Source organism: Neisseria animalis, assembly GCF_900636515.1.
Taxonomy (GTDB): domain Bacteria; phylum Pseudomonadota; class Gammaproteobacteria; order Burkholderiales; family Neisseriaceae; genus Neisseria; species Neisseria animalis.
Genome location: NZ_LR134287.1, coordinates 102831 through 127946, shown reverse-complemented (window position 1 = coordinate 127946; position 25116 = coordinate 102831). Strand labels below are relative to the sequence as shown.

Annotated in this window: 16 protein-coding genes, 2 tRNA genes, 3 rRNA genes and 2 pseudogenes; 7 read left to right on the top strand and 16 right to left on the bottom strand. The window is 52.5% G+C overall.

From position 1 onward, the window contains the following. Positions 1-47: 47 nt before the first annotated feature. From EL111_RS00590 to def, 5 genes are all read right to left on the bottom strand, one after another. On the bottom strand, positions 48-2156 hold the full coding sequence (locus EL111_RS00590) for a sensor histidine kinase (RefSeq protein WP_123796354.1): 2109 nt from the start codon (positions 2154-2156) through the stop codon (positions 48-50). A gap of 2 nt (positions 2157-2158) precedes the next feature. Next, entirely contained in the window at positions 2159-2794 is a 636-nt protein-coding gene (locus tag EL111_RS00585) for a DUF4390 domain-containing protein (RefSeq protein ID WP_123796355.1), read from the bottom strand. Continuing rightward, positions 2760-4019, bottom strand: a complete 1260-nt coding sequence (rsmB, locus tag EL111_RS00580) for a 16S rRNA (cytosine(967)-C(5))-methyltransferase RsmB (RefSeq protein ID WP_123796356.1) — start codon at positions 4017-4019, stop codon at positions 2760-2762. Before rsmB ends, EL111_RS00585 begins: the two co-directional genes overlap by 35 nt. Positions 4020-4284: 265 nt before the next feature. Beyond that, positions 4285-5214, bottom strand: a complete 930-nt coding sequence (gene fmt, locus EL111_RS00575) for a methionyl-tRNA formyltransferase (protein WP_123796357.1) — start codon at positions 5212-5214, stop codon at positions 4285-4287. Between the two features lie 162 nt (positions 5215-5376). Beyond that, entirely contained in the window at positions 5377-5880 is a 504-nt protein-coding gene (gene def, locus EL111_RS00570; protein ID WP_123796358.1) for a peptide deformylase, read from the bottom strand. 168 nt (positions 5881-6048) lie between these two features. On the opposite strand from def, the gene EL111_RS00565 reads away from it, so the two are divergent. Continuing rightward, complete coding sequence (locus tag EL111_RS00565) at positions 6049-7284, top strand: LysM peptidoglycan-binding domain-containing protein (protein WP_123796359.1); 1236 nt, start codon at positions 6049-6051, stop codon at positions 7282-7284. 253 nt (positions 7285-7537) lie between these two features. On the opposite strand, the gene pyk is transcribed toward EL111_RS00565, so the two are convergent. Then, on the bottom strand, positions 7538-9004 hold the full coding sequence (gene pyk / locus EL111_RS00560) for a pyruvate kinase (RefSeq protein WP_123796360.1): 1467 nt from the start codon (positions 9002-9004) through the stop codon (positions 7538-7540). A 177-nt stretch (positions 9005-9181) separates the two neighbouring features. On the opposite strand from pyk, the gene EL111_RS00555 reads away from it, so the two are divergent. The 5 genes from EL111_RS00555 to EL111_RS00530 all read left to right on the top strand — a co-directional run bounded on the left by EL111_RS00555 (position 9182) and on the right by EL111_RS00530 (position 12692). Continuing rightward, positions 9182-9661: a hypothetical protein gene (locus EL111_RS00555; RefSeq protein WP_123796361.1), complete on the top strand. Its 480-nt coding sequence runs from the start codon at positions 9182-9184 to the stop codon at positions 9659-9661. 251 nt (positions 9662-9912) lie between these two features. Further along, positions 9913-10833: an aspartate carbamoyltransferase gene (gene pyrB, locus EL111_RS00550; RefSeq protein WP_123796362.1), complete on the top strand. Its 921-nt coding sequence runs from the start codon at positions 9913-9915 to the stop codon at positions 10831-10833. A gap of 10 nt (positions 10834-10843) precedes the next feature. Then, a complete protein-coding gene (gene pyrI, locus EL111_RS00545; RefSeq protein ID WP_123796366.1) occupies positions 10844-11302 on the top strand; it encodes an aspartate carbamoyltransferase regulatory subunit in 459 nt (152 codons plus the stop codon). Positions 11303-11330: 28 nt separating this feature from the next. Next, positions 11331-11975, top strand: coding sequence for a DUF8453 domain-containing protein (locus EL111_RS00540; RefSeq protein WP_123796363.1), 645 nt, complete (start codon positions 11331-11333; stop codon positions 11973-11975). 291 nt (positions 11976-12266) lie between these two features. Continuing rightward, positions 12267-12692: a hypothetical protein gene (locus EL111_RS00530; protein WP_123796364.1), complete on the top strand. Its 426-nt coding sequence runs from the start codon at positions 12267-12269 to the stop codon at positions 12690-12692. A 98-nt stretch (positions 12693-12790) separates the two neighbouring features. Here EL111_RS00530 and topA read toward each other — a convergent pair whose 3' ends face one another. From topA to dprA, 4 genes and pseudogenes are all read right to left on the bottom strand, one after another. Continuing rightward, positions 12791-15115, bottom strand: a complete 2325-nt coding sequence (gene topA / locus EL111_RS00525) for a type I DNA topoisomerase (protein WP_123796365.1) — start codon at positions 15113-15115, stop codon at positions 12791-12793. Between the two features lie 139 nt (positions 15116-15254). Then, complete coding sequence (locus tag EL111_RS00520) at positions 15255-15710, bottom strand: Smg family protein (protein WP_123796367.1); 456 nt, start codon at positions 15708-15710, stop codon at positions 15255-15257. Between the two features lie 62 nt (positions 15711-15772). Continuing rightward, a pseudogene (locus EL111_RS10835) lies at positions 15773-15934 on the bottom strand (DprA-like winged helix domain-containing protein); the annotation flags it as partial. Between the two features lie 140 nt (positions 15935-16074). Continuing rightward, positions 16075-17005, bottom strand: a pseudogene (dprA, locus tag EL111_RS00515) (DNA-processing protein DprA); the annotation flags it as partial. A gap of 271 nt (positions 17006-17276) precedes the next feature. On the opposite strand from dprA, the gene EL111_RS00510 reads away from it, so the two are divergent. After that, positions 17277-18698, top strand: a complete 1422-nt coding sequence (locus tag EL111_RS00510; RefSeq protein ID WP_123796369.1) for an OmpP1/FadL family transporter — start codon at positions 17277-17279, stop codon at positions 18696-18698. 236 nt (positions 18699-18934) lie between these two features. On the opposite strand, the gene EL111_RS00505 is transcribed toward EL111_RS00510, so the two are convergent. The 6 genes from EL111_RS00505 to EL111_RS00480 form a co-directional block, all read right to left on the bottom strand. Then, positions 18935-19222, bottom strand: coding sequence for a ComEA family DNA-binding protein (locus tag EL111_RS00505; protein ID WP_126325826.1), 288 nt, complete (start codon positions 19220-19222; stop codon positions 18935-18937). Between the two features lie 227 nt (positions 19223-19449). Next, positions 19450-19563: ribosomal RNA gene (gene rrf, locus EL111_RS00500) — 5S ribosomal RNA — on the bottom strand. Positions 19564-19684: 121 nt separating this feature from the next. After that, positions 19685-22574: ribosomal RNA gene (locus EL111_RS00495) — 23S ribosomal RNA — on the bottom strand. Positions 22575-22949: 375 nt separating this feature from the next. Then, positions 22950-23025: transfer RNA gene (locus EL111_RS00490), tRNA-Ala, on the bottom strand. A 10-nt stretch (positions 23026-23035) separates the two neighbouring features. Next, positions 23036-23112, bottom strand: a tRNA-Ile gene (locus tag EL111_RS00485). A gap of 104 nt (positions 23113-23216) precedes the next feature. Further along, a 16S ribosomal RNA gene (locus tag EL111_RS00480) occupies positions 23217-24757 on the bottom strand. The 16S, 23S and 5S rRNA genes sit together here with 2 tRNA genes alongside, the layout of an rRNA operon. Positions 24758-25116 lie beyond the last annotated feature (359 nt).

Here is a 25116-nt window from a genome sequence, read left to right as displayed (position 1 = left end):
CATTTAAGGATTTTCACCCGTTTTGACGGATAAGGCCGTCTGCTTTTTTATGAATGTGGAGGTAATGTTATTCGCACGCACGCACCGCCGTTGCTTTGATTGATCAAACTGATGCGCCCGCCGTGTTCTTCTATGATTTTTTTGACAACGGGAAGACCCAAACCCGTACCTGTCGGCTTGTCGGTAACATAAGGCTCAAAGGCATTGTGCAGCATTTCTTTGCTGAAACTTTTACCGTTGTTGCATACGGTCAGGACAATCTGCCCGCCTTCGTTTTGAGTGGCCACATCAACCTGCGGCATATCGTCTTCTTCAGCCGCTTCGGCAGCATTTTTGAAAATATTGTGCAAAACCTGCCGCATGGCGGTAGTGTCCGCTGCCACCCACAACGCTATATTACTGAATTTGGCAGAGAATGTACACGCACCGCCTTCGTACAGCAGCAGCACTTCCTCTACCAAACGGTTCAAATCATGTTTTTCAAAACTCAATGAAGGCGCGCGTGCATAATTGCGGAAGGCTTCTACCATTTCCTTGAGTGCGGCAACCTGCTTCACAATGGTATCGGTGGATCGGGTTAGGATTTGAGCATCCTGCTCGTCCAATTTGTCATACAGTTTCCATGCCAGCCTTTCCGCAGAAAGCTGGATGGGCGTGAGCGGATTGCGGATTTCGTGTGCAAGCCGTTTGGCCACCTCGCCCCATGCAGCTTCTTTCTGCGCCCGCACCAGCGCGGTAATATCATCGATTACCATCACGACACCGTTATCGTTGTCTTCCGGCAAAACGGTGGCCTTACCCAACAAAATCCGTGCATCGTCGGGCGCGGCATATTCCACTTGCGCGGGTTTGGCGGCTTCCGCCGTGGTTTCGATGGCGGCAAACACTTCGGCCAACAGGGTTTGTTGCGGAGATTGTCCGCTCCAGTCATGCCAATTACTGCCCCATAACGGCACCAAAGAAATACCCAAAATACGCTCGGCGGCTTTATTGAAAGTTTTCAGACGGCCTGATGCGTCCAAAGTAATCACACCGGTCGTCAGACTCTCCAAAACACATTCCAAATAATGCCGTGCTGCTTCCTGTTGCAGACGGTTGCGCTCATCGGCCTCTTTAGCAATCGCCAACTGCTCGGTCATGTGGTTGAAAAGCTGGGTCAGCCTGCCAAATTCGTCGTTGCGGAATATCGGACGGGTCTGGCTGAAATCGCCCTGCGCCACCGCCCTCGCGCCTTCGGCCAGCGACAATACCGGCTCGACAAAACGGCGGGCAAAATACAGCGCCATAACCAAAGCAAGAAAGATTGCCAGCAATGCGGCAACCAGCAGCGTTGCCAGAAAGAAAGTCTGCAAACCTTGTTTGGTATAACTCAATTCGGCATATTTGGCGCGGGCGGCCTCAATCAGGGTAGCATCGTCTGCCACGTTTTTCGGAATCGGCTGGCGGAAAAATAATGCGTACTCCTGCCCGCCCCGATTACCGGCCGCCAGCCAGCCTTGAGCATACAGCACGCCGCCGATGTTGCTCAAACTCCGCAGCGAACCGTTTTGCAGCAGGGTTTCCTGCTCTTTCACATCTAAAACCGGCTGGTCGAGCAACTGCGGATTAATGCTTTTTTCGATTTTGTCCGTATTGAGGTTAAATAATGCCAGTTGGGTAAACTCAGAGGCATTGGTGGTGGCCGGCAATGCTTCGCCCAAATCATAATCGAGCGATGCCGCGCTGATTAAATCAATCTGTATCGGTGTGGCATGGCTGATGGCGTTGTCCACCGCCAAATCCAATGCCGATTTGCTCAGGTTCAGACTACGCTCCAAGGCTTCTTGGGTATCGTTGCCGAACCATGAATTAATGGTACCGCTGATAAACTGGGCAGAAATGCCAAACAAAAACACGCCCGGCAATACCGCAACCAGCGTAAACATTCCCGACAGCCTTTGGGCGATTTTGGAACCGAAAATTCCTTTGCTGCTGTCGCGCATCAACAGCAGCACATAACGTACCAATACGGTTGCCAACACCAGCATCAGCAACACGCACAAAGCAATAATCCACCAAAAATAATCACCCAAGCTGCTGTTGCTGCCGGTGGCGACGGTCAGGCCGTAAAGCAAGGCGACAGCCAGCAATACGGCGGTCAGAAGAAAACGGCGCATGATTATTCCCGACGGATGTCCAATGATTCCCAACCCGAATCAAGCTGCCAGTTTTTCGACGTAAGGGCGTTGACTTGAAACGGCTTCGGCAGTTTGGCGGTGGAAAGTTGCAAACGGATTTCCGCCTTAATGTCGCGCGGTTGTATCCCTTTCAAATCGCCTTTCCCCAAAACCTTCCAATTAGCTACCGCACCTACGGCACGTAAAGCGGCAGGCAGCGTATCGTATTCGGTGGAAAACGTGCCTACCGATACGCGGTAGCGGTTGGTCAGCGGGTGGAAAGAAAGTTTGTATTGGATTGTGTTGTCGTCACTGACCAACTGGGAAAATTTAAATTTATAAGACGCAAGGGCCGGTGCGGAAAGCTGCCACGTCAGCGCAAAATTCAACGGCACGCCCTGCTTCAATGCCTGTTTGAGCTGGTCGGGCAGGTCGGTACGGAAACGGCTGCTGACGGAAAGCTGCCCGCTGCCGGTCAGCCGCGCTTCGGAACGGGTCGCATCAATGCCCTCTGCCCATGCTGTCGGTACAGACAGCAGCAGAGTGGCGGCAAAGGCCGTCTGCAAAAAGACGGTACGGATTTTATCGAGACGAAAAACCGCGTTACAGCTTTCGGATAAGCGCGTAATAAAAGCCATCTTGGTGTTTGTTCGGTAAAAGTACATGCTCTTCAGCCAACTTCGCATCAGCATGGCGGTTGAGGAATTTGTTTAACTGCTGACCGTTTTCTTCGTGAAAAATCGAGCAGGTCGCCAGCAGCATTCTGCCGCCGGGTTTCAAAGTCTGCCACAGCGCGTCCAACAAAGCCTCCTGCTGGCGTGCCGTTTTCAGCGCATCTGTCGGACGGCGCAACCATTTGATGTCGGGATTGCGGCGCGCCACACCCGAGGCGGTACACGGCACATCGGCAAGCACCGCATCAAACGGTTTCCCATCATACCATGCTGCCAAATCCTGTGCATCGGCGCAATGCAGCGACACCCCGCCGAAACCCAGCCTGTCCAGATTGCTTTTCACCCGTGCCAAGCGCGTTTCATCAATATCCAGCGCGGTCACTTTGCAATCGGCAAGTTCCAGCATATGCCCCGTTTTGCCGCCCGGCGCGGCGCAGGCATCCAGTATGCGCTCCCCTTCTTGCGGATTGAGCAGACAGGCGGCTTTTTGTGCGCCAAAGTCCTGAACCGATACCACGCCGTCTGCAAAACCCGGCAATTTGGCAACCGGTACGGCTTCTTTCAGCATCACGGCATAATCGTCCAAGGCTTTAGCCTCGATACCCGCTTCGGCCAACTGCGCCGCATAGGCTTCTGCACAACTGTGGCGGCGGTTGACGCGCAAAGTCATCGGCGGGTGCGATTGCAGAGCGGCGGCAATGTTGTGCCAATATTTCGGATAGTGGTTTTGCAGATAAGCCGTCCACCATTGCGGCAGATTGTAACGCGCCGTATCGTCGTATTTGCATTGCGCCGCCAGTTTGTCTTTCTCGCGTAAAAAACGGCGCAACACCGCATTGGCAAACGAGCGGTACTGCCCGCGCCCGATGCGCCCGATTTCTTCCACCGCCTCGTTTACCACGGCGTGCGGCGCATTCCGCGTATAGTGGAGCTGGTACATCGCCGCCAAGAGCAGACTCTCCAACTGCGGCTTGTCTATCGGCTTGTTCAGCAGTTTGCCCAGCATAAACTTCAAGCTGCCCAAATACCGCTGGCAGCCGTAAGCAATGTCTTGCAACGCGCCGTTTTCCTGCACGCTCAAGTCGGGATGGCGGGCGCGGATTTTTGCCAAAACGTCTTGCAGATTTTGCCCTGTGGCAACGGCGGCAATGCTTTCGGCGGCAAGTTTTTGGGCGAGAGCCATACTCATGGTGTTTGGGTCTTTCTTTGGTTTTTTGTTTTTTATAGTCGAATAAAATAAGAATGAGACAAGGCAGCGAAGCCGCAGACAGTACACATAGTACGGCAAGGCAAAGCAACGCTGTATCATTCTTATTTTAAATGACTATATCATCAGATTTGCAGACGGCCTTGGATTGCGTTTAAGCCGTCTGCAAATGGGTATTTTGTCGGCTTGACAACCCTATGCACATTGCCGTTTTACAGACGGCTTCAATCTCAAAGGCCGTCTGCAGTTACGCCAATACCGTACCCACTGCTATCGTGCGCCCTGCAGCAAAGGCGGCGATGTCCATGCGTTTGCTGCCTGCCGGTTGCAACTCGGTGATTTTGACCGCACCTTCTCCGCAAGCCACCACGAGGCCGTCTGAACCGAAAGCCAACACTTCGCCCGCGCGGCCGCTTTGGTTTACGGTTTCGGCACGCCAGATTTTCATCGGTTTGCCCTGCCATTCCACCCATGCGGCGGGTACGGGATTGAAGGCGCGGATTTTGCGTGCAATCACGGCGGCGGGCTCGCTCCAGTTGATTTTGGCTTCTTCTTTGCTGAGTTTTTGCGCGTAAGTAATGCCGTTTTCCGGTTGCGGTTCGGCATGCAGACGGCCTTCGGTTTGCAAACGCTGCAAATCGGCAACGATGGCGGCGGCACCTAAATCCATCAGCGCGTCGTGTACTTCGTTGGCGGTATCGTCGGCGGCAATGGCATAGCGGTGTTCGCTGACCACCGCGCCGGTGTCCAAACCGATGTCCATCTGCATGATGCACACGCCGGTTTCGGCATCGCCCGCTTCGATGGCGCGCTGAATCGGCGCAGCACCGCGCCAGCGCGGCAACAGCGAGGCGTGGATATTGAGGCAGCCGTGTTTCGGCGTGTCGAGTACGTCTTGCGGCAGAATCAGACCGTAAGCCGCCACCACCATCACATCGGCTCCGGTGTCTTTCAGCATTTGCAGGGCTTCGGTGTTGCCGCGCAGTTTTTCGGGTTGTTCGACGCGCAAGCCCAGTTCCAATGCGGTTTGCTTCACGGGCGAGGCCTGTAATTGCATACCGCGTCCTTTGGGGCGGTCGGGCTGGGTCAACACCAGCGGAATTTCAAAACCGGCTTGGGCAATGGCTTTCAGCGCGGCGGCGGCAAAGTCGGGGGTTCCGGCAAAAATAACTTTCATATTCGGACTTTCTGGCTCGTGGCAGACGGATTCTTCCGCCTTTGCAACAATCGTTCTGAAACGGCGTTTTTGCAGACGGCCTTTTATGCGCTTAAGGCCGTCTGCAAAAAATGCGCTGCCTGCTGCAGTCTGCGTATGGGCAGGCGATTGCTGCCCGACACCTTACATATTGTGTTTCTGGCGTTTTTTCAGTTTGGTTTTGATGCGGTTTTGCTTGAGCTGCGACAGGTGTTCGACAAATACTTTGCCCATCAGGTGATCAAGCTCGTGTTGGATACAGATTGCCAGCAGGCCGTCTGCTTCCAGCTCGAATTTTTCGCCTTTTTCGTTTAAGGCTTCGACTTTGACACGTTCGGCGCGGGTAACGGTATCGTAAATGCCGGGTACGGACAGACAGCCTTCTTCGTAAGTGGTTTCGCCGTCTTTTTCCGTAATCATGGGATTAATGAATACGCGCGGCTCGCTTTTGTCTTCGCTCAGGTCCATCACCACCACACGCTCGTGTACATCGACTTGGGTAGCCGCCAAGCCAATGCCGCGTGCTTCGTACATGGTTTCAAACATATCCTGCACCAATGTGCGGATGCGGTCATCAACCTGCGCTACGGGTTTGGCTACGGTATGCAGGCGTTCGTCGGGATATTGGAGGATATTGAGTAATGCCATAATAATTAATCTCGGTAATAATGCTAATGATGTATGCGGGCGGCAGGCCGTCTGCAATTTCCTTGCGGCGTACTGCCTGCGGTGGAAAGTTCGCGGCTTTGAATATAGAATACCGCCGTCGGTTTGGTTTAATTATAGTCTATCGGTTTTGATTTCAAGGAATAATTCATGAAACGCCCTATTATAACCCTGCTTTGTGCCGTCGGCATGGTATTTTCCGTTCCGGCAAGCGCCGCGCCCGACATCCGCCCCGATGCGCCGCAGCGTTATGTGGTCAAGCAGGGCGATACTTTGTGGAGCATTGCCGGCAAATATCTGTACCAACCGTGGCAGTGGAGCAGCTTGTGGGGCAGAAACCGACACGAAATCGACAATCCCCATCGGATTTATCCGGGGCAGGTATTGGTTTTACGCTACACCGGCGGGCAGCCCGGCTTGGATTTTGAACACGGCAGCCGAAATGCAGACGGCATTCCGGTCATCAAACTCAGCCCCCGTATGCGTGAAACTTCAGGCTACGGCATTCCCGCCGTCAACGTACAGTTTTACCGCCTGTTTATGCAGCACCCGCAAATCATTTCCCCGCAGGAAACCGCTGACGCTCCGCGCCTGATCGCCGGGCCGGACAACCGCCTGCTCTACACCACCGGCCAGCGCGTATACGCCTACGGCATTACCGAACCGGGCCGCTACCTGACCTACCGCATCAACAAAAACATTACCGATCCCGACACCCGCAAAGTTTTAGGACAGGAAGCCGTATTCAGCGGCATCGTCCGCACCCTGCCCTACACCGACACTGCGCTGGCAAACCGCAGCCGGCGGGCAGAAGAAAAGTTGGAAGACAACGAATATTACAGCCGTAAAAATGCCTTGATCCACCTGCGTACCCAATCCGCACAACCCATGATGGTAGAAACGGCGGTTTCCGAAATCAGACAAAACGATTATCTGATGAAGCTGCCCGAAGGCGACAGCTTCCACATGATTCCGCACGCGCCGAACCACCCGGTACGGGCAAAAGTCGTTTCGGTTTTTGACGGCGTAGGTGAAGCAGGGCAATTCCAAACCATTACCCTGAACCAAGGCGCGGCACACGGTTTGGACAAGGGCATGGTTTTGAGCCTGTACAAACGCAACCGCCTCATCCGCATCAACCCCGAAAACAACCTGCTTCCCGCGCCAAAAAGCCGCGATATCGCTGAAGCGGTTTCCATTCCTGCCGAAGAAATCGGCTTGGCCATGATATACCGCACAAGCGAAAACCTTTCCTCCGCCATCATTTTGGAAAGTCTGACCGGCATCAACATCGGTGATACCGCCGCCGAACCCGGTCGGGATCTGGACAATATGGCCGATTTCCAGCCAAGCGAAAACGAAACGGTACGCCTGCCAAATCACTGACCATACCGCGCACTGCCCGAAATATCCCGTTGCCGGTCATTTGGTAACCGCCCGAAATATTCTGCCGAACCGCCGTCTGCCGCAGGAAAGGCCGTCTGCAAAATGGCAGGTATGCGCTTGATATGCCCAAAGTTCGGCAGCAATCTTCGTTGTTTTCTTTACCGCCTCCATCGGATTCGGAAGCAAAACAACCAAAAAGCCGTCTGCATTTCGGTATTACGAAAATGCAGACGGCTTTTTGCTGCTCGACGGATTATTTCACGCTCAACACTTCCAAAGTATTGGTCGAACCCGATTCGCGCATTTTTGAACCGCTGGTAATGATGTACTGGTCGCCCTTGCTCAAAATCCGGTGCGCCACCAATGTCGCTTCAACCTCTGCCAGCGCGGTATCGTGGTTGGTACTGGTTTCCAAAATCATCGGACGCACGCCGCGATACATCGCCATACGGCGCTGGGCGGACACGCTCGGTGTCAACGCGAAAATCGGCAGTTGGATATTGTGGCGGCTGATTTCAAACGCGGTCGAGCCGCTTTCCGTCAGCGTAACAATCGCCTTGGCACGCACCGCACGCGCCACGCTCACCGCACCGGCAGCAATGGCAAGGTTGGTGCTGACGTGTTCGTCCGTCTGCTCGGCCACGCCGTTTAAAGAATCCTGCTCTTTCTCGGCGGCGGCGCAGATAATCGCCATTTGCGTAACGGTTTCAAACGGATACGCGCCGACAGCAGTTTCGGCGGAACACATCACCGCGTCCGTACCGTCCAACACCGCATTGGCCACATCGCTGACTTCGGCGCGGGTCGGTACGGGGTTGGTAATCATGCTTTCCATCATTTGGGTAGCGGTAATGCTGAAACGGCGCAACTCGCGGGCGCGGCGGATCATGCGTTTTTGCAGCGCGGGTACGGCAGCATGACCGACCTCTACCGCCAAATCGCCCCGCGCCACCATAATGCCGTCTGAAGCCAGAATGATTTCATCTAAATTCTCAATCGCTTCCACACGCTCGATTTTCGCCACCAAACCCGGACGTACCGCTTGGCTGCCTTGCATTTCTTCTTCTACTTTCGCGCGGGCAAGCTGCAAATCTTCTGCGGATTTGACAAAGCTGACGGCAAGATAGTCGCAACCGATGGCAACCGCTGTTTTCAAATCGCGGAAGTCTTTTTCGGTCAATGCTCCGGCCGACAAACCGCCGCCGCGTTTGTTGATGCCTTTGTTGCTTTTCAAAACGTGGCTGTTTTCAACGGTGGTGATGATTTTACTGCCTTCGACCGCATCGACCGTCAGCGTCAGCAGCCCGTCGTCCAACCACAACACATCGCCTGCTTTCACATCATCGGGAAGATTGCGGTAATCCAAACCCACTGCTTCACGCGTGCCTTCGCCTTCCAGCGAAGCGTCCAGCACCAATTTTTCTCCTTCTTTCAGCTCAATGCTGCCGCCGGCAATTTTGCCCACTCGGATTTTCGGACCTTGCAAATCTGCCAAAATGGCGATTTCCTGCCCCGCACGTTTGGCAGCCTCGCGGACGATACGGGCATTTTCGGCATGAAATTCCGCCGTGCCGTGGCTGAAATTGAAACGGACGACGTTCAAGCCGCCGGTACGCATCATGTCTTCCAGCAGGCCGACATCGTTACTTCCCGGCCCTAAAGTGGCGACGATTTTGGTATTATGGCTGATTCTGCCGATATCGCGTTTGGCGGTATTCATTTCGCAGCTCCTTTCAAGCCGAGACTTTTGGTTGGAAAATAACCGATTGTAGCGCGAACCCTGCCTGAAATGGCGGAAAATTACAGAACTTTATGATTTAAACCAAATTTATATGGTGCTAAATTACGGCAGAAATCGGCTACAATCTCCATCATTGGAAAACTTATCCGAATGCTCATGAAACGCTTGCTTTCCTCTCTTCCGGTCTGGATTATTTTATGCGATATGCTGTACGGCTTCGGCTTGAACGTGATGCAAAGCCAAAATGTAGTCAATATGCCGTCTGCAAAAACGGTTACGCCCGATATTGCCTTCAACGGCCTGCAGTTGGCGGCCAACGGCGGCATGATACTCATCATCGGCTTCGGGCTGCTGGTTTTGCTCCAGCTCAACCGCACAGTATTGCAGCAGCAAATTCTGCCCATCGGTATTTTCCGCTCACTGGGACTGCTGGCCGTATTGGCGTTCAGCGTGCCTTCTTTGTGGGAGTGGTTTTGGGCGGTGGGCGGTCTGTTTTCCGGCAAACCGGTTTTCAATACCGGAGATATACGTTATTTTATTACAGCCCTGTGCCTGCCGCTGACCGCCCTGCTCTGCCTGATACGGCTGTTCGGCTGGTACAGGCTGCACGGCAAAGCGGAACATGATGAGAACTGATGTCCATGCCGTCTGCAAACGGGCGTATCTCCTTTCAGACGGCTGCCGAATATGCGATAATCAGCATATCGAAACCGAATGTTACGGCAACTTTATGAAATGCTCCGCCCGCACAGGCTGCTTTTCCCGCGCTGCCCGCCGCAGCGCTGTTGCCATTTGTTGAAATCCCGCCGTCTGCGGGTTTTTTTATGCAGAAACCGTTTGCAAAACACCTCCGGCAGGTTCGGGCAAACGGGCAGAAAGGAAAACAAATGCCTAATCCGCTCTACCGGCAACACGTCATTTCCATCTCGGATCTGACAACCGAACAGCTTGAGCTGCTGCTGAATACCGCACTCAAACTCAAAGAAAATCCGCGCAGCAACCTGCTGGAAGGCAAACTCATCGGCTCGTGCTTTTTCGAGCCGTCCACCCGCACTCGGCTGTCGTTTGAAACTGCCGTACAGCGTTTGGGCGGCAAGGTCATCGGTTTTTCAGACGGCGCGAACACCAGCGCGAAAAAAGGCGAAACGCTGGCGGACACCTCCCGGATTATTTCCAGCTACACCGATGCCATTATCCAACGCCATCCGAAAGACGGCGCGGCGCGGGTAGCCGCCGAATTTTCCGCCGTACCGGTATTGAATGCGGGCGACGGCACCAACCAGCACCCCAGCCAGACTTTATTGGATTTGGTCACGATTCAGGAAACGCAAGGCCGTCTGAACAATTTGAAAATTGCGATGTGCGGCGACTTGAAATACGGCCGTACCGTACATTCTCTGGCTCAGGCATTGAAACGCTGGGGCTGTGAATTTGCCTTTGTTTCGCCGCCCAGCCTTGCCATGCCCGATTACATCACCGAGGAGTTGGACGAAGCTGCTTGTGCATGGCAGACGTTTGACAGCTTGGAAGCTGCGGCGGAGTGGGCGGATATTCTCTACATGACCCGCGTACAGCGCGAGCGTTTCGACGAACAGGAATTTGCCAAAATACAGGGCAAATTCAACCTTACCGCCGCCATGCTTCAAAACGCCAAGCCCAACCTGCGCGTGCTGCACCCGCTGCCGCGCGTTGACGAAATCCATCCGGATGTTGATGCCACACCGCATGCCTATTATTTCGAGCAGGCAACCAACGGTGTATATGCGCGCATGGCCATGTTGTCTTTGGTATTGAACGAAGAAGTGTAAGGAGCAGATGATGGACAAAAAACAATACAGCGTCGAAGCCATCGAAAACGGTACGGTTATCGATCATATCCCTGCCGGCAAAGGCTTGGCGATTCTGCGCCAATTCAAGCTGCTGCATTACGGCAGCGCGGTAACGGTAGGCTTCAACCTGCCGAGTCAAACTCAGGGCAGCAAAGACATCATCAAGATTTCCGGCGTGCGGCTGGACGGAAAAGCCGCCAACCGCTTGGCGCTGTTTGCTCCCGAAGCCACGGTAAACGTGATTGAAGATTTCAAAGTCGTGCAAAAAATGAACATCGCCCTGCCCGATGTGATTGCCGAAGTATTCCGCTGCCCCAACAGCAACTGCGCCAGCCACGGCGAGCCGGTCAGCAGCCGCTTTTATGTGAAAACGCAAAACAACCAAACGCGTCTGAAGTGCCATTACTGTGAAAAAACCTTCTCCCGCGATTCGGTTGCCGAGGCGTAAGAGACAGGCCGGATAAGGATATGCGCCCATGAATCTGAATTTTTCCGGACGCTTTGCGCCATTTCTCTATATTCTGTTTTTCTTTGCCGGCTTTCTGTGCGCCTGCCTGCTGTTCAATCCGCAAGATTACCTTGCCGATCTCGCGCCAACCATTACCGCCGTTGCCGCCATTGCGCTGGTTTGGCTGGCCTATCTGTTTGCCGCAGCACACATCAAGGCCAAAACAGCATGGCTGCAACGGGAAAAACAAATCCAGCAGGAAGCGGTGCAGCCGGTTGTCCATACCGCGCTGCAACTGTCGGAAACACAGCCGGAGATGTTGGTGTTCAAACTGTACAACAACGGCAAAGGTTTGGCGCAAAACCTGCGTTTCCAAATCGCCATCGCCGAAGACCATGCGGCGGGAGAAGCCGTTGCCGAAGCGGTTGCCCGCCTGCCGTTTTTTTCTGAAGGCTTGGACAAACTTGCCGCCGGCGAAACCTTGGACGGCATCTTCGCCGACCGCCATACCCTGCTGGCCCGCCTGCCCGAACACCGGTTCGACGGCCTGATGAAGCTGGTAACGGAATGCGAAGACGTGCTGGGCAATACCGTCCGTACCGAAACTTTTATCGACTTATCGCCGCTAAACGCCGCTGTTGCAGAAAAACCGCGCAAAAAACTGCTGTATTGATTTTGCAGACGGCATCAGACAGGCAATCCCGCACGGCTGGCGAAATTTTATAGTCGAATAAAATAAGAATGAGACAAGGCAACGAAGCCGCAGACAGTACACATAGTAAGGCAAGGCAAAGCAACGCTGTATCATTCTTATTTTAAATGACTATACTGACTGAAAACGCCGTATTGCTCTTATTGCCAACAACGGCCAAGCTGTCGGTTTCGACACAAGCCAATGCCGTCTGCAAAACGGCACATTTGACCATACTGGCCGATTACCCTTCCCTTTCCGCAAAGGAACCGTATGATTTCCCTAACCACCATCATCATCGCCCTTGTCATTACATTCGCATTGCTCGTCATCACCTTTGTCGCACCCAATCCCATCAGCGGCATCATGGCTGTGGTATTCGGCGCACTGATTTATTTTGTCCTGTGGCCGAAATACGAAGGCGGCAAACAGGCGCAGGCAAGCGGTGTGGAAATCCAAGCCGCCGTACAGGAAGTACGCCATTGGAACAGCGGATCGCGCAACAGCCAAGGCGACAAATACGAAATCATCGCCGTTGCGCCCAACCCGCTCAACGGCAACATACAGCAGTTTGTCAGCCCGCCGATGACCACCGACCCCGAACCCTATCTGGGCGAAACCGTTACCGTCAAAGTCGATTGGCGCAACCCGAAAGCCTATATCATGGACGTATCGTTCCTGCCGTTTCAAGTGCATTAAACCCAAGAAACATCTGCCCTTTACCCACGGCAAACCCAAAACCGCAAAAAGGCCGTCTGCAAATTCTGAATTTGCAGACGGCCTTTTGACTCAACAGATTACTCTTCTGCCGCACTGCCTTTCGGTGCCGGCGGTTCGATCTGTTCTTTCCAGCCGCATTCTTTCTGCGGACAAACTTTTTCCACGCCCCAGCGTTTGGTCGTTTTGATGGTCAATACCGGCCAAGCGCATTTCGGGCAGGTTTCGGCAACGGGCGGATTCCAAGTGGCGTAGTTGCAGTCGGGATAGGTGCCGCAGCTGTAAAAAAGTTTGCCGTAGCGTGATTTGCGCTCGACCAAATGGCCTTTTTTGCATTGCGGGCATTCCACGCCTGTGTCTTTGGGCTTCTCCAAGGGCTCGATGTGCTTGCACTTGGGATAGTTGGCGCAGCCGATGAATTTGCTGCCGGTGCGGCTGTATTTGTACACCAGCCCTCCGCCGCATTTCGGGCACTCGCGTCCGTCGAGCTCGGCCTGCTCCGCCGCTTCTTTGGCGATTCGTTCCGCAGCCTCTTCGGCGGTTTCGTTTACATTGCGCGTGTAGCTGCATTCGGGATAGCCCGCACACGCTACGAAGCGGCCGTTGCGTCCGAATTTGATTTGCAGCTTGTGTTGGCCGCATTTCGGGCAGTCTTCGTCCAGCTCCTGAGTGGTAAATTTGGCGCGCTCGATGCCTTCTTTTTCTTCGACCTGCTTGCTGAAGCCTTTCCAGAACTGGCTCATCACCGGCACCCACTGCCGCTTGCCGCTGGCAATATCGTCAAGCTGGTCTTCGAGTTTGGCGGTAAAGTGGTAATCGACGTATTGGGCGAAATGCTCGGTCAGGAATTTATTGACGATGTCGCCGGTGTCGGTGGGGGTAAAGCGTTTTTGCTCAAGGGTAACGTATTCGCGGTCTTTGAGCGTGGAAATAATGCTGGCATAAGTCGACGGCCGACCGATGCCGTATTCTTCCAATGCTTTCACCAAGGTTGCCTCGTTAAAACGGGGCGGCGGCGTGGTGAAGTGCTGCTCGCCGTACAGTTTGTCAACCGGCAAAACATCGCCCTCTGCCATTTCCGGCAGTTTTTTATTGTCTTCACCGTCTTCGCCGTCGTCCGTACCTTCTTCGTACACGCTCAAAAAGCCGGCGAAGGTCTGCACTTGTCCGGTTACGCGGAATACGCCGCTGCCCACGGCGATATCTACCGTGGTTTGGTCAAACTTGGCCGGAGTCATTTGGCAGGCTACGGTACGCTGCCAAATCATCTGGTAGAGTTTGAATTGGTCGGCGGTCAGAAACGGTTTTACGCTTTCCGGCGTGCGGTATACGGAAGTCGGACGGATGCCTTCGTGCGCCTCTTGCGCGTTTTTGGATTTGGTTTTGTATTGTTTGGCCGCGCCGGGCAGGTACTCTTTGCCGATTTTGTTTTCGATGTAGTGGCGGATTTCGGTCAATGCCTCGTCCGAGAGCGTTACGCTGTCGGTACGCATATAGGTAATCAAACCGATTGCGCCCTGTCCGACATCGATACCTTCGTAAAGCTGCTGTGCGGTACGCATGGTACGGTCGGTGGTCATGCCGAGTTTGCGTACAGCATCCTGCTGCATGGTGGAGGTGGTAAACGGCGCGGCCGGATTGCGGCTGCGTTTTTTCTTTTCTATGCCGCCGACCACGGCCTCTTTGCCGGCCAAGTCCTGTAAAACGCTACCCTGCGCGGCCTCGTTTGCCAGATCGAATTGTTCGAGCTTTTTTCCGTTGTATTGGACGAGTTTGGCTGTGAATTTGCTGCGGCCTTTGTGGCTGTCGAGATGTACCGTCCAATACTCTTGGGCTTCAAAGGCGCGGATTTCGTTTTCACGCTCGCAAATCAGTCGCAAGGCGGGGCTTTGAACACGCCCTGCGCTCAAGCCGCGGCGGATTTTTTTCCACAGCAGCGGCGACAGGTTGAAGCCGACCAAATAATCCAAAGCGCGGCGGGCTTGCTGGGCATCCACCAGGTTTACTTCCAGCTCGCGCGGATGGGCGATGGCGTCCAATACCGCATTTTTGGTAATCTCGTGAAACACAACGCGCTGCGGTTTGATGTTTTTCAAACCGCGTTTGCTTTTGAGGATTTCCTGCAAATGCCAGGAAATTGCTTCGCCTTCCCTATCCGGGTCGGTTGCGAGATAAAGGTTTTCCGCCTCTTTGGCTGCGGACACGATGGCATCGACATGTTTGCTGTTGCGCGATACCAGCTGGTATTTCATGGCAAAATCATTGTCGGGATCGACTGCGCCGTTTTTCGGCACTAAGTCGCGGACATGGCCGTAAGATGCCAAAATTTCAAAATCGCCGCCCAAATATTTTTTGAGGGTTTTGGCTTTGGACGGGGATTCGACGATTAAAAGGTTTTTAGCCATCGCTATTCTCTGTTTTGTATGAGTTTGAGCTTTTGCAGACGGCCTTACGCTTGGTTTCGTTTTTTGTTGAAACAGCTGTGGTAAAGGCCGTCTGCAAAACAGTAGGTATTGCCGAACTGCCGGCAGGCAGTCCGATTATTCAGTGCATCACTGCTTTGCCGTTGAGCGCGTCCATCAAATCATCGCCGATTAAAACCGGCAGCTCGCTTTTATGCGCCCATAAAACCATCAGGGTCAATACTTTGGCCGTATCCAGAGTAATCTCGTCTGCGGGGATATGCGTCAACGCGTGGACAACCATTTCGCGCTGCTCGCTGCTGACGGCGTGTTCGTTGACCAAATAATGCAGCAGCCCTACCACTTCGGTCGGCAGGACATCGGTTTCTTCAGCGCAATACACGCGCATTGCGCCTCGGGATACCGGCTCGGCGGAAAATTCCGAACTGTTGAACAATACTTCCATCATCATCAGCGTATTGCCGATTTCCATGGCATCAAAGCCTGCATCTTCCAGCAGGCGGCCCAAATCTTCCGGTGGCGGGCAACGGTCGAAATCCTGAAAATGTTCAATCAAAAAAGCAATGACTTCTGCCATCATGTTCCTTATATTGTTTTAAAGCCCGTATTTGCTGAATACGGTATCCGGCAAGCTGCCGTTCATCTTATTCTTTGGTAACGGCCTCCGGCAAGCGCGGCAACTGTTCCTTCTAATTCATGTTCCAACAATTTGGCGTAAATGTCGGCAGCGGCCAGCCCTGTTTGCGCCGCCAGCATATCGGGGTGGACAGGATCGTAGCCCATCGCCGCCAGTATGCTGTCTGCCTGCGCGGATTGGGCAGCCTGTATTTTTTCAGACGGCCGTACTGCTTCGGTTTGGTTTTTTTCCGGCTCTGCCAACGGCAATTTTTCGTTTTTTGCTGCCGACAGGGTATTTGCAGACGGCCTTTCGGCTTTTTTCCGCTGTTTATTTATAGAATATGATGATATGGAGGCATTTTGCAATAGCTGCGGGCATTCTTGCACAATATCATCTAAACATTCCACCAGTTTTGCACCTTCTTTAATCAGCTTGTGGCAACCTTTACTGTGCGGATTATCAATCGAGCCGGGCACCGCCATCACTTCCCTCCCCATTTCGGCGGCAAGTTTGGTTGTAATCAGCGAGCCTGATTCCAATGCTGCTTCGACCACCAATGTAGCGCAGGATAAAGCGGCAATCAAACGGTTTCGCCGCGGAAAATTTCCCGCCAGCGGCCGCGTACCCAGCGGAAATTCGCTGACAATCAAACCATGTCCGGCAATTTCGTAGGCAAGCTGCTTGTTAGACGGCGGATAGATACGGTTGATGCCTGTTCCCCAGACAGCTATCGTACCGCCCCCGTCTGCCAACAACGCACCTTGATGGGCGGCGGCATCAATTCCGGCAGCCATACCGGAAACCACGGTAATCCCTTCTTTACCCAATGCCTCACCAAAATCCCGTGCAATTCTAACCGCTTGCGGCGTAGCATGACGACTGCCGACGATGGCGACAGACGGGCTGTGCAGCAATGCGGTATTGCCGCGCAAAAACAATAAGGGCGGAGGAGTCAGGCCCTCGGCCAGCATCACCGGAAAATCATCGTCCTTCAGCAACATCAGACGGCAATCTGCCTGCGTTTCCCACTCCAAAGCCTCCAATGCCGACTGTCTGGCCAGTTCGCGCTTTTCCCGATTATCCCATACTGCCGCAGCCTGCTTATTACGGGCTGCCCGCCCAACAAACTCTGACGGTGCGGCCAATGCCGCTTCCACACTGCCGAAATGTTGCAGCAATTTGAGAAAGGTTTCCGCACCAATATAAGGTGTCAACGCCAACTGTAGCCAAGCAAAGCGTTCTGTTTCACTAATGGCCATAATATCCCCCCCTGATTTTGCAGACGGCCTTGAGCAATATGCCGTCTGCAAAACAAAGCCGCCGGGCAAAGCTGCTGCCCGTTGTGCACGGAATTATAGAGAAAATGTAATGAAAGGTAACGAATTTAACCCATCAGTATAGAAAAAGCTATCTTAAATTTAACAGATATTATAGAATCGAGCACCTACACTAAAATCTTTTTGCAAACAGGCATTTCGCCTGTTCCCAATATTACTTATATAGAGTGATTGAAACACCATGAACATGAACGTTAAAAAAATCCATTTTCTGCTGGGTTTGGCATTTGTTCCCGCATTGGCTCAGGCTTCCGGCTACCATTTCAGTACGCAGTCTGTTACCGCCCAAAGCACTGCCAACGCCGCAACTGCCGAAGCAGCCGATTCTTCCACCCTCTTCTACAACCCGGCCGGTTTAACCAAACTGGAAAGCAGTGAAGTAACCGCTGCCGTCAACCTGCTCGCTCCCCACATCAAATACAGCGATGCCCAAGCCACCTACCGACGCGGCGGCGCTGTATCAGGCGAAACTTCCGGCAAAATTACCGATGACATCGTTGCCGCACCGCACGTTTACGGCGCATACAAACTCAACGATGATGTCACGCTCGGTTTGGGCGTATACGTTCCATTCGGTTCATCTACCGAATACAGCAAAGATTCTGTTTTACGCCACCATCTGAACCAGCTCGGCCTGACCACTATTGCCGTAGAGCCTGTTGTTGCTTATAAATTCAACGAACAACACTCTGTCGGTATCGGCGCGATTGCCCAATACTCAAGCGCCGAGTTACGCAAATACGCCGACTGGGACGCATCCGGCGCCTTGAGCGGCTTGGCAAGTCTTCAAGCGTCTCAGCGGGCGGGGCAGTCTGTTCGCGTTGATGCTACAGGAAAAGCAGACGGCCATGCCGAAGTAAAAGGCAAAGATTGGGGTTTCGGCTTCCATTTGGGCTGGATGTGGGACATTAACGATCGCGCCCGTGTCGGCGTCAACTACCGCTCCAAAGTAACGCATACTTTAAAAGGTACGGCAGACTGGTCGGCTGACGGTGCGTTTGCACAAGCCGCATTTGGCCGTATCAGTGCACCGGTGGCGGCAGGAGGAAATGGTTATGCCGCCCATGAAAAAGCCAGCGTCAAAATCGTTACGCCCGAATCATTATCGGTACACGGCATGTATAAAGCCACCGACAAACTGAACCTGTTTGGCGATGTTACTTGGACACGCCACAGCCGTTTCAACAAAGCCGAATTGGTATTTGAAAACACTAAAAACATCGGCGGCGGCAAAATCTCCGACCGCACCGTTATCACACCCAACTGGCGCAATACCTATAAAGTCGGTTTCGGCGGCTCCTACCAATACAGCGAACCTCTGCAACTGCGCGCCGGTATCGCCTTCGACCAAAGCCCTGTCCGCAATGCAGACAGCCGTCTGAATACTTTGCCCGACGGCAATCGTATTTGGTACTCGATCGGTGCGAAATACCAATACCGCAAAAACCACGTCTTTGATATTGCATACAGCCATATCCACATCAACGATACCACATTCAAATCCGCCGCATCCGTCGGCGATAATGTGGACAGTAAAGGTACCGGTACCGCTAAGTTCAACAACTATGCCAATCTCGTAGGTTTACAATACAGCTATAAATTCAAGTAAAGTAAACCTAAGCGGAAACATTAAATTTTTTTATGGGGTAAAACGTAGCAGTAAGATATGAAATAAAATGTCATCATGCAAAGCCGAATAATGAGCAATGCAAATAAAACAATTTATTCCAACTTTTCCTGCTATCCATTAAAAAGAAGTTTCCTACCGACCGAAGCCGTCTGCAAACCTATAGTTGATTTACAGACGGCTTTTTCCCCGGTGATTTTCCGGGTTCTTCGTTCAGCCTACTTGCTAGCCGGCACGGCCTTACGTTTGTTCTGTACCGGCGCCACCGTGACCTCGGCCTTCAGTTTGCCATAAATTCCCTCACCGATACCCTTCACATTCTTCAGCTCTTCCGTCGTTTTGAAACCGCCGTTCTGCTGACGGTAGGCCACAATCGCTTTGGCTTTCGCAGGGCCGATGCCCGGCAGGGCCTCCAACTCGCTCTGAGCGGCCGTATTGATGTTTACCGCCGCCAACGACAAGCCTGCCGCCAACGCAGCCAGCGCACCGAACAGGAATTTTTTCATGAGCTTTCTCCTTCTGTTATCAAGATGTCAACCCGGCATCCGAGCGGATACCGCCTACAACCCCATCATAAATAAAGCCCCCAAGTGCTTCAAGCCTTTTGCCGAAGCACAGCAATCTTCTGTCTGACTTGTGCAACACCATACTCCATACCTCCCCCATATCTCCGCTACCCGGCAAGCAACAAAGTAAAAGCCCCCGACATGATGTCAGGGGCTTCGGAATGGGTGTTTGGCAGTGACCTACTTTCACATGGAAGAACCACACTATCATCGGCGCTGAGTCGTTTCACGGTCCTGTTCGGGATGGGAAGGCGTGGGACCAACTCGCTATGGCCGCCAAACTTAAACTGTACAAATCGGTTAAGCCGTTATGCAGTCTCCTGCACTTATTTATTCTTTAATCAACTTCGGTAATGTTGTATCGCTTATCAGTAAGCTTTCATCTGAAGTTCTTCAAATGATAGAGTCAAGCCTCACGAGCAATTAGTATCGGTTAGCTTCACGCATTACTGCGCTTCCACACCCGACCTATCAACGTCCTGGTCTCGAACGACTCTTCAGGAGGGTTATACCCTCAGGGAAGTCTCATCTTCAGGCGAGTTTCGCGCTTAGATGCTTTCAGCGCTTATCTCTTCCGAACTTAGCTACCCGGCGATGCGACTGGCGTCACAACCGGTACACCAGAGGTTCGTCCACTCCGGTCCTCTCGTACTAGGAGCAGCCCCCGTCAAACTTCCAACGCCCACTGCAGATAGGGACCAAACTGTCTCACGACGTTTTAAACCCAGCTCACGTACCACTTTAAATGGCGAACAGCCATACCCTTGGGACCGACTACAGCCCCAGGATGTGATGAGCCGACATCGAGGTGCCAAACTCCGCCGTCGATATGAACTCTTGGGCGGAATCAGCCTGTTATCCCCGGAGTACCTTTTATCCGTTGAGCGATGGCCCTTCCATTCAGAACCACCGGATCACTATGTCCTGCTTTCGCACCTGCTCGACTTGTTGGTCTCGCAGTTAAGCTACCTTTTGCCATTGCACTATCAGTCCGATTTCCGACCGGACCTAGGTAACCTTCGAACTCCTCCGTTACTCTTTGGGAGGAGACCGCCCCAGTCAAACTGCCTACCATGCACGGTCCCCGATCCGGATGACGGACCTGGGTTAGAACCTCAAAGACACCAGGGTGGTATTTCAAGGACGGCTCCACAGAAACTGGCGTCTCTGCTTCTAAGCCTCCCACCTATCCTACACAAGTGACTTCAAAGTCCAATGCAAAGCTACAGTAAAGGTTCACGGGGTCTTTCCGTCTAGCAGCGGGTAGATTGCATCTTCACAACCACTTCAACTTCGCTGAGTCTCGGGAGGAGACAGTGTGGCCATCGTTACGCCATTCGTGCGGGTCGGAACTTACCCGACAAGGAATTTCGCTACCTTAGGACCGTTATAGTTACGGCCGCCGTTTACTGGGGCTTCGATCCGATGCTCTCACATCTTCAATTAACCTTCCAGCACCGGGCAGGCGTCACACCCTATACGTCCACTTTCGTGTTAGCAGAGTGCTGTGTTTTTAATAAACAGTCGCAGCCACCGATTCTCTGCGACCCTCCAATGCTTACAGAGCAAGTCTTTCACATCGAAGGGCATACCTTCTCCCGAAGTTACGGTATCAATTTGCCGAGTTCCTTCTCCCGAGTTCTCTCAAGCGCCTTAGAATTCTCATCCTGCCCACCTGTGTCGGTTTGCGGTACGGTTCTGATTCAACTGAAGCTTAGTGGCTTTTCCTGGAAGCGTGGTATCGGTTACTTCGTGTCCGTAGACACTCGTTATCACTTCTCGGTGTTATGAAGACCCGGATTTGCCTAAGTCTTCCACCTACCGGCTTGAACAAACTATTCCAACAGTTTGCTAACCTAACCTTCTCCGTCCCCACATCGCATTGAATCAAAGTACGGGAATATTAACCCGTTTCCCATCGACTACGCATTTCTGCCTCGCCTTAGGGGCCGACTCACCCTACGCCGATGAACGTTGCGTAGGAAACCTTGGGCTTTCGGCGAGCGGGCTTTTCACCCGCTTTATCGCTACTCATGTCAACATTCGCACTTCTGATACCTCCAGCATGCTTTACAACACACCTTCTTCGGCCTACAGAACGCTCCCCTACCATGCTATTGCTAGCATCCGCAGCTTCGGTTACAGATTTGAGCCCCGTTACATCTTCCGCGCAGGACGACTCGACCAGTGAGCTATTACGCTTTCTTTAAATGATGGCTGCTTCTAAGCCAACATCCTGGCTGTCTGGGCCTTCCCACTTCGTTTACCACTTAATCTGTCATTTGGGACCTTAGCTGGCGGTCTGGGTTGTTTCCCTCTTGACAACGGACGTTAGCACCCGCTGTCTGTCTCCCGAGGAACAACTTGATGGTATTCTTAGTTTGCCATGGGTTGGTAAGTTGCAATAACCCCCTAGCCATAACAGTGCTTTACCCCCATCAGTCTCTTACTCGAGGCACTACCTAAATAGTTTTCGGGGAGAACCAGCTATCTCCGAGTTTGTTTAGCCTTTCACCCCTATCCACAGCTCATCCCCGCATTTTGCAACATGCGTGGGTTCGGACCTCCAGTGCGTGTTACCGCACCTTCATCCTGGCCATGGATAGATCACTCGGTTTCGGGTCTACGCCCAGCAACTAATCGCCCTATTAAGACTCGGTTTCCCTACGCCTCCCCTATCCGGTTAAGCTCGCTACTGAACGTAAGTCGTTGACCCATTATACAAAAGGTACGCAGTCACGGAACAAGTCCGCTCCCACTGTTTGTATGCATCAGGTTTCAGGTTCTGTTTCACTCCCCTCCCGGGGTTCTTTTCGCCTTTCCCTCACGGTACTGGTTCACTATCGGTCGATGATGAGTATTTAGCCTTGGAGGATGGTCCCCCCATGTTCAGACAGGATTCCACGTGTCCCGCCCTACTTGTCGTATGCTTAGTACCACCGATGAGATTTCGAATACGGGGCTATCACCCACTATGGCCAAGCTTCCCAGCTTGTTCTTCTATCTCAACGGCTATCACATACAGGCTCCTCCGCGTTCGCTCGCCACTACTTGCGGAATCTCGGTTGATTTCTTTTCCTCCGGGTACTTAGATGGTTCAGTTCTCCGGGTTCGCTTCTCATACCCTATGTATTCAGGTATGGATACTGCACTGAATGCAGTGGGTTTCCCCATTCGGACATCACCGGATCATAGCTTTATTGCCAGCTCCCCGATGCTTTTCGCAGGCTTACACGTCCTTCGTCGCCTATCATCGCCAAGGCATCCACCTGATGCACTTATTCACTTGACTCTATCATTTCAAGAACCTCTCTGACTTAATCCGCTCTTCCGTTGACTAGAACAGGGACTAGAGATTTTTACTTTGATAAAGCTTACTGCTTTGTTGTGTATTGTTCCCGCCTTTTGTGTTTCGGGAACAACTCGATACAATCATCACCCAAATACTGTGGCCGGTTTGTTTTTCTTTTTAGCTTTGCTTGCGCTTTGCTTAAAAGAGATGTTAAACGGTCGCAACCGTTCTCTATCCAATCCGACCAACTTTGTCTTTGTTTGTTGATTTCGGCTTTCCAATTTGTTAAAGATCGATGCTTGCGGACTTTGTCCGACTTCGCAAATTAAAATGAGCGGCGATTATAGCAGCTTATTTTAATTTGTGAAGTCTTTTTGGTGGAGGCAAACGGGATCGAACCGATGACCCCCTGCTTGCAAAGCAGGTGCTCTACCAACTGAGCTATGCCCCCAGTATGTGTTTGGTGGGTCTGGGAGGACTTGAACCTCCGACCCCACGCTTATCAAGCGTGTGCTCTAACCAGCTGAGCTACAAACCCAAGGTCGTGAGCAATATATCCTATCGAATATTGTTGCTCTTCTTCTTGCATCTTCTACAGTTTACCGATAAGTGTGAATGCGGAGAACCTCTTCTTTTCTCTAGAAAGGAGGTGATCCAGCCGCAGGTTCCCCTACGGCTACCTTGTTACGACTTCACCCCAGTCATGAAGCATACCGTGGTAAGCGGACTCCTTGCGGTTACCCTACCTACTTCTGGTATCCCCCACTCCCATGGTGTGACGGGCGGTGTGTACAAGACCCGGGAACGTATTCACCGCAGTATGCTGACCTGCGATTACTAGCGATTCCGACTTCATGCACTCGAGTTGCAGAGTGCAATCCGGACTACGATCGGTTTTGTGAGATTGGCTCCGCCTCGCGGCTTGGCTACCCTCTGTACCGACCATTGTATGACGTGTGAAGCCCTGGTCATAAGGGCCATGAGGACTTGACGTCATCCCCACCTTCCTCCGGCTTGTCACCGGCAGTCTCATTAGAGTGCCCAACCAAATGATGGCAACTAATGACAAGGGTTGCGCTCGTTGCGGGACTTAACCCAACATCTCACGACACGAGCTGACGACAGCCATGCAGCACCTGTGTTACGGCTCCCGAAGGCACTCCTCCGTCTCTGGAGGATTCCGTACATGTCAAGACCAGGTAAGGTTCTTCGCGTTGCATCGAATTAATCCACATCATCCACCGCTTGTGCGGGTCCCCGTCAATTCCTTTGAGTTTTAATCTTGCGACCGTACTCCCCAGGCGGTCAATTTCACGCGTTAGCTACGCTACTAAGCAATCAAGTTGCCCAACAGCTAATTGACATCGTTTAGGGCGTGGACTACCAGGGTATCTAATCCTGTTTGCTACCCACGCTTTCGAGCATGAACGTCAGTATTATCCCAGGGGGCTGCCTTCGCCATCGGTATTCCTCCACATCTCTACGCATTTCACTGCTACACGTGGAATTCTACCCCCCTCTGACATACTCTAGTCACCCAGTTCAGAACGCAGTTCCCAGGTTGAGCCCGGGGATTTCACATCCTGCTTAAGTAACCGTCTGCGCTCGCTTTACGCCCAGTAATTCCGATTAACGCTCGCACCCTACGTATTACCGCGGCTGCTGGCACGTAGTTAGCCGGTGCTTATTCTTCAGGTACCGTCATGAGGAAATGGTATTAGCATCTCCCTTTTCTTCCCTGACAAAAGTCCTTTACAACCCGAAGGCCTTCTTCAGACACGCGGCATGGCTGGATCAGGCTTGCGCCCATTGTCCAAAATTCCCCACTGCTGCCTCCCGTAGGAGTCTGGGCCGTGTCTCAGTCCCAGTGTGGCGGATCATCCTCTCAGACCCGCTACTGATCGTCGCCTTGGTAGGCCTTTACCCCACCAACCAGCTAATCAGATATTGGCCGCTCGAATAACGCAAGGCCCGAAGGTCCCCTGCTTTCCTCCTCAGAGCGTATGCGGTATTAGCTAATCTTTCGATCAGTTATCCCCCATTACTCGGTACGTTCCAATATGTTACTCACCCGTTCGCCACTCGCCGGCAGAAGTGCAAGCACTTCCCCGCTGCCGTCCGACTTGCATGTGTAAAGCATGCCGCCAGCGTTCAATCTGAGCCAGGATCAAACTCTTATGTTCAATCTCTAACTTAATAACTTCTGGTCTGCTTCAAAGAAACCGACAGGATATAGAATTTCTACATCTTGTCTGTTTTTGTCGCAGTGTGAGGCTTTCCGCACTCACACTTATCGGTAATCTGTTTGTTAAAGAGCTAAATTCGAATTTTACTACAGCTTGTTTTTATTTGTCAAATGTTTTTTACCAACCAGCTTAAAACTTCCAAATAAATCTGCTATAATAAACAGTTCGCTTTCACCGCCGAAGCAGCGAAGAACCGAACTATACCCCTCCAAACCACCCCAGTCAACCCTAAAAATACAAATAAAATCGGGAAAATACTCATCTATCTGTTTGGTAAGGAAATTTTATTGAGGGAA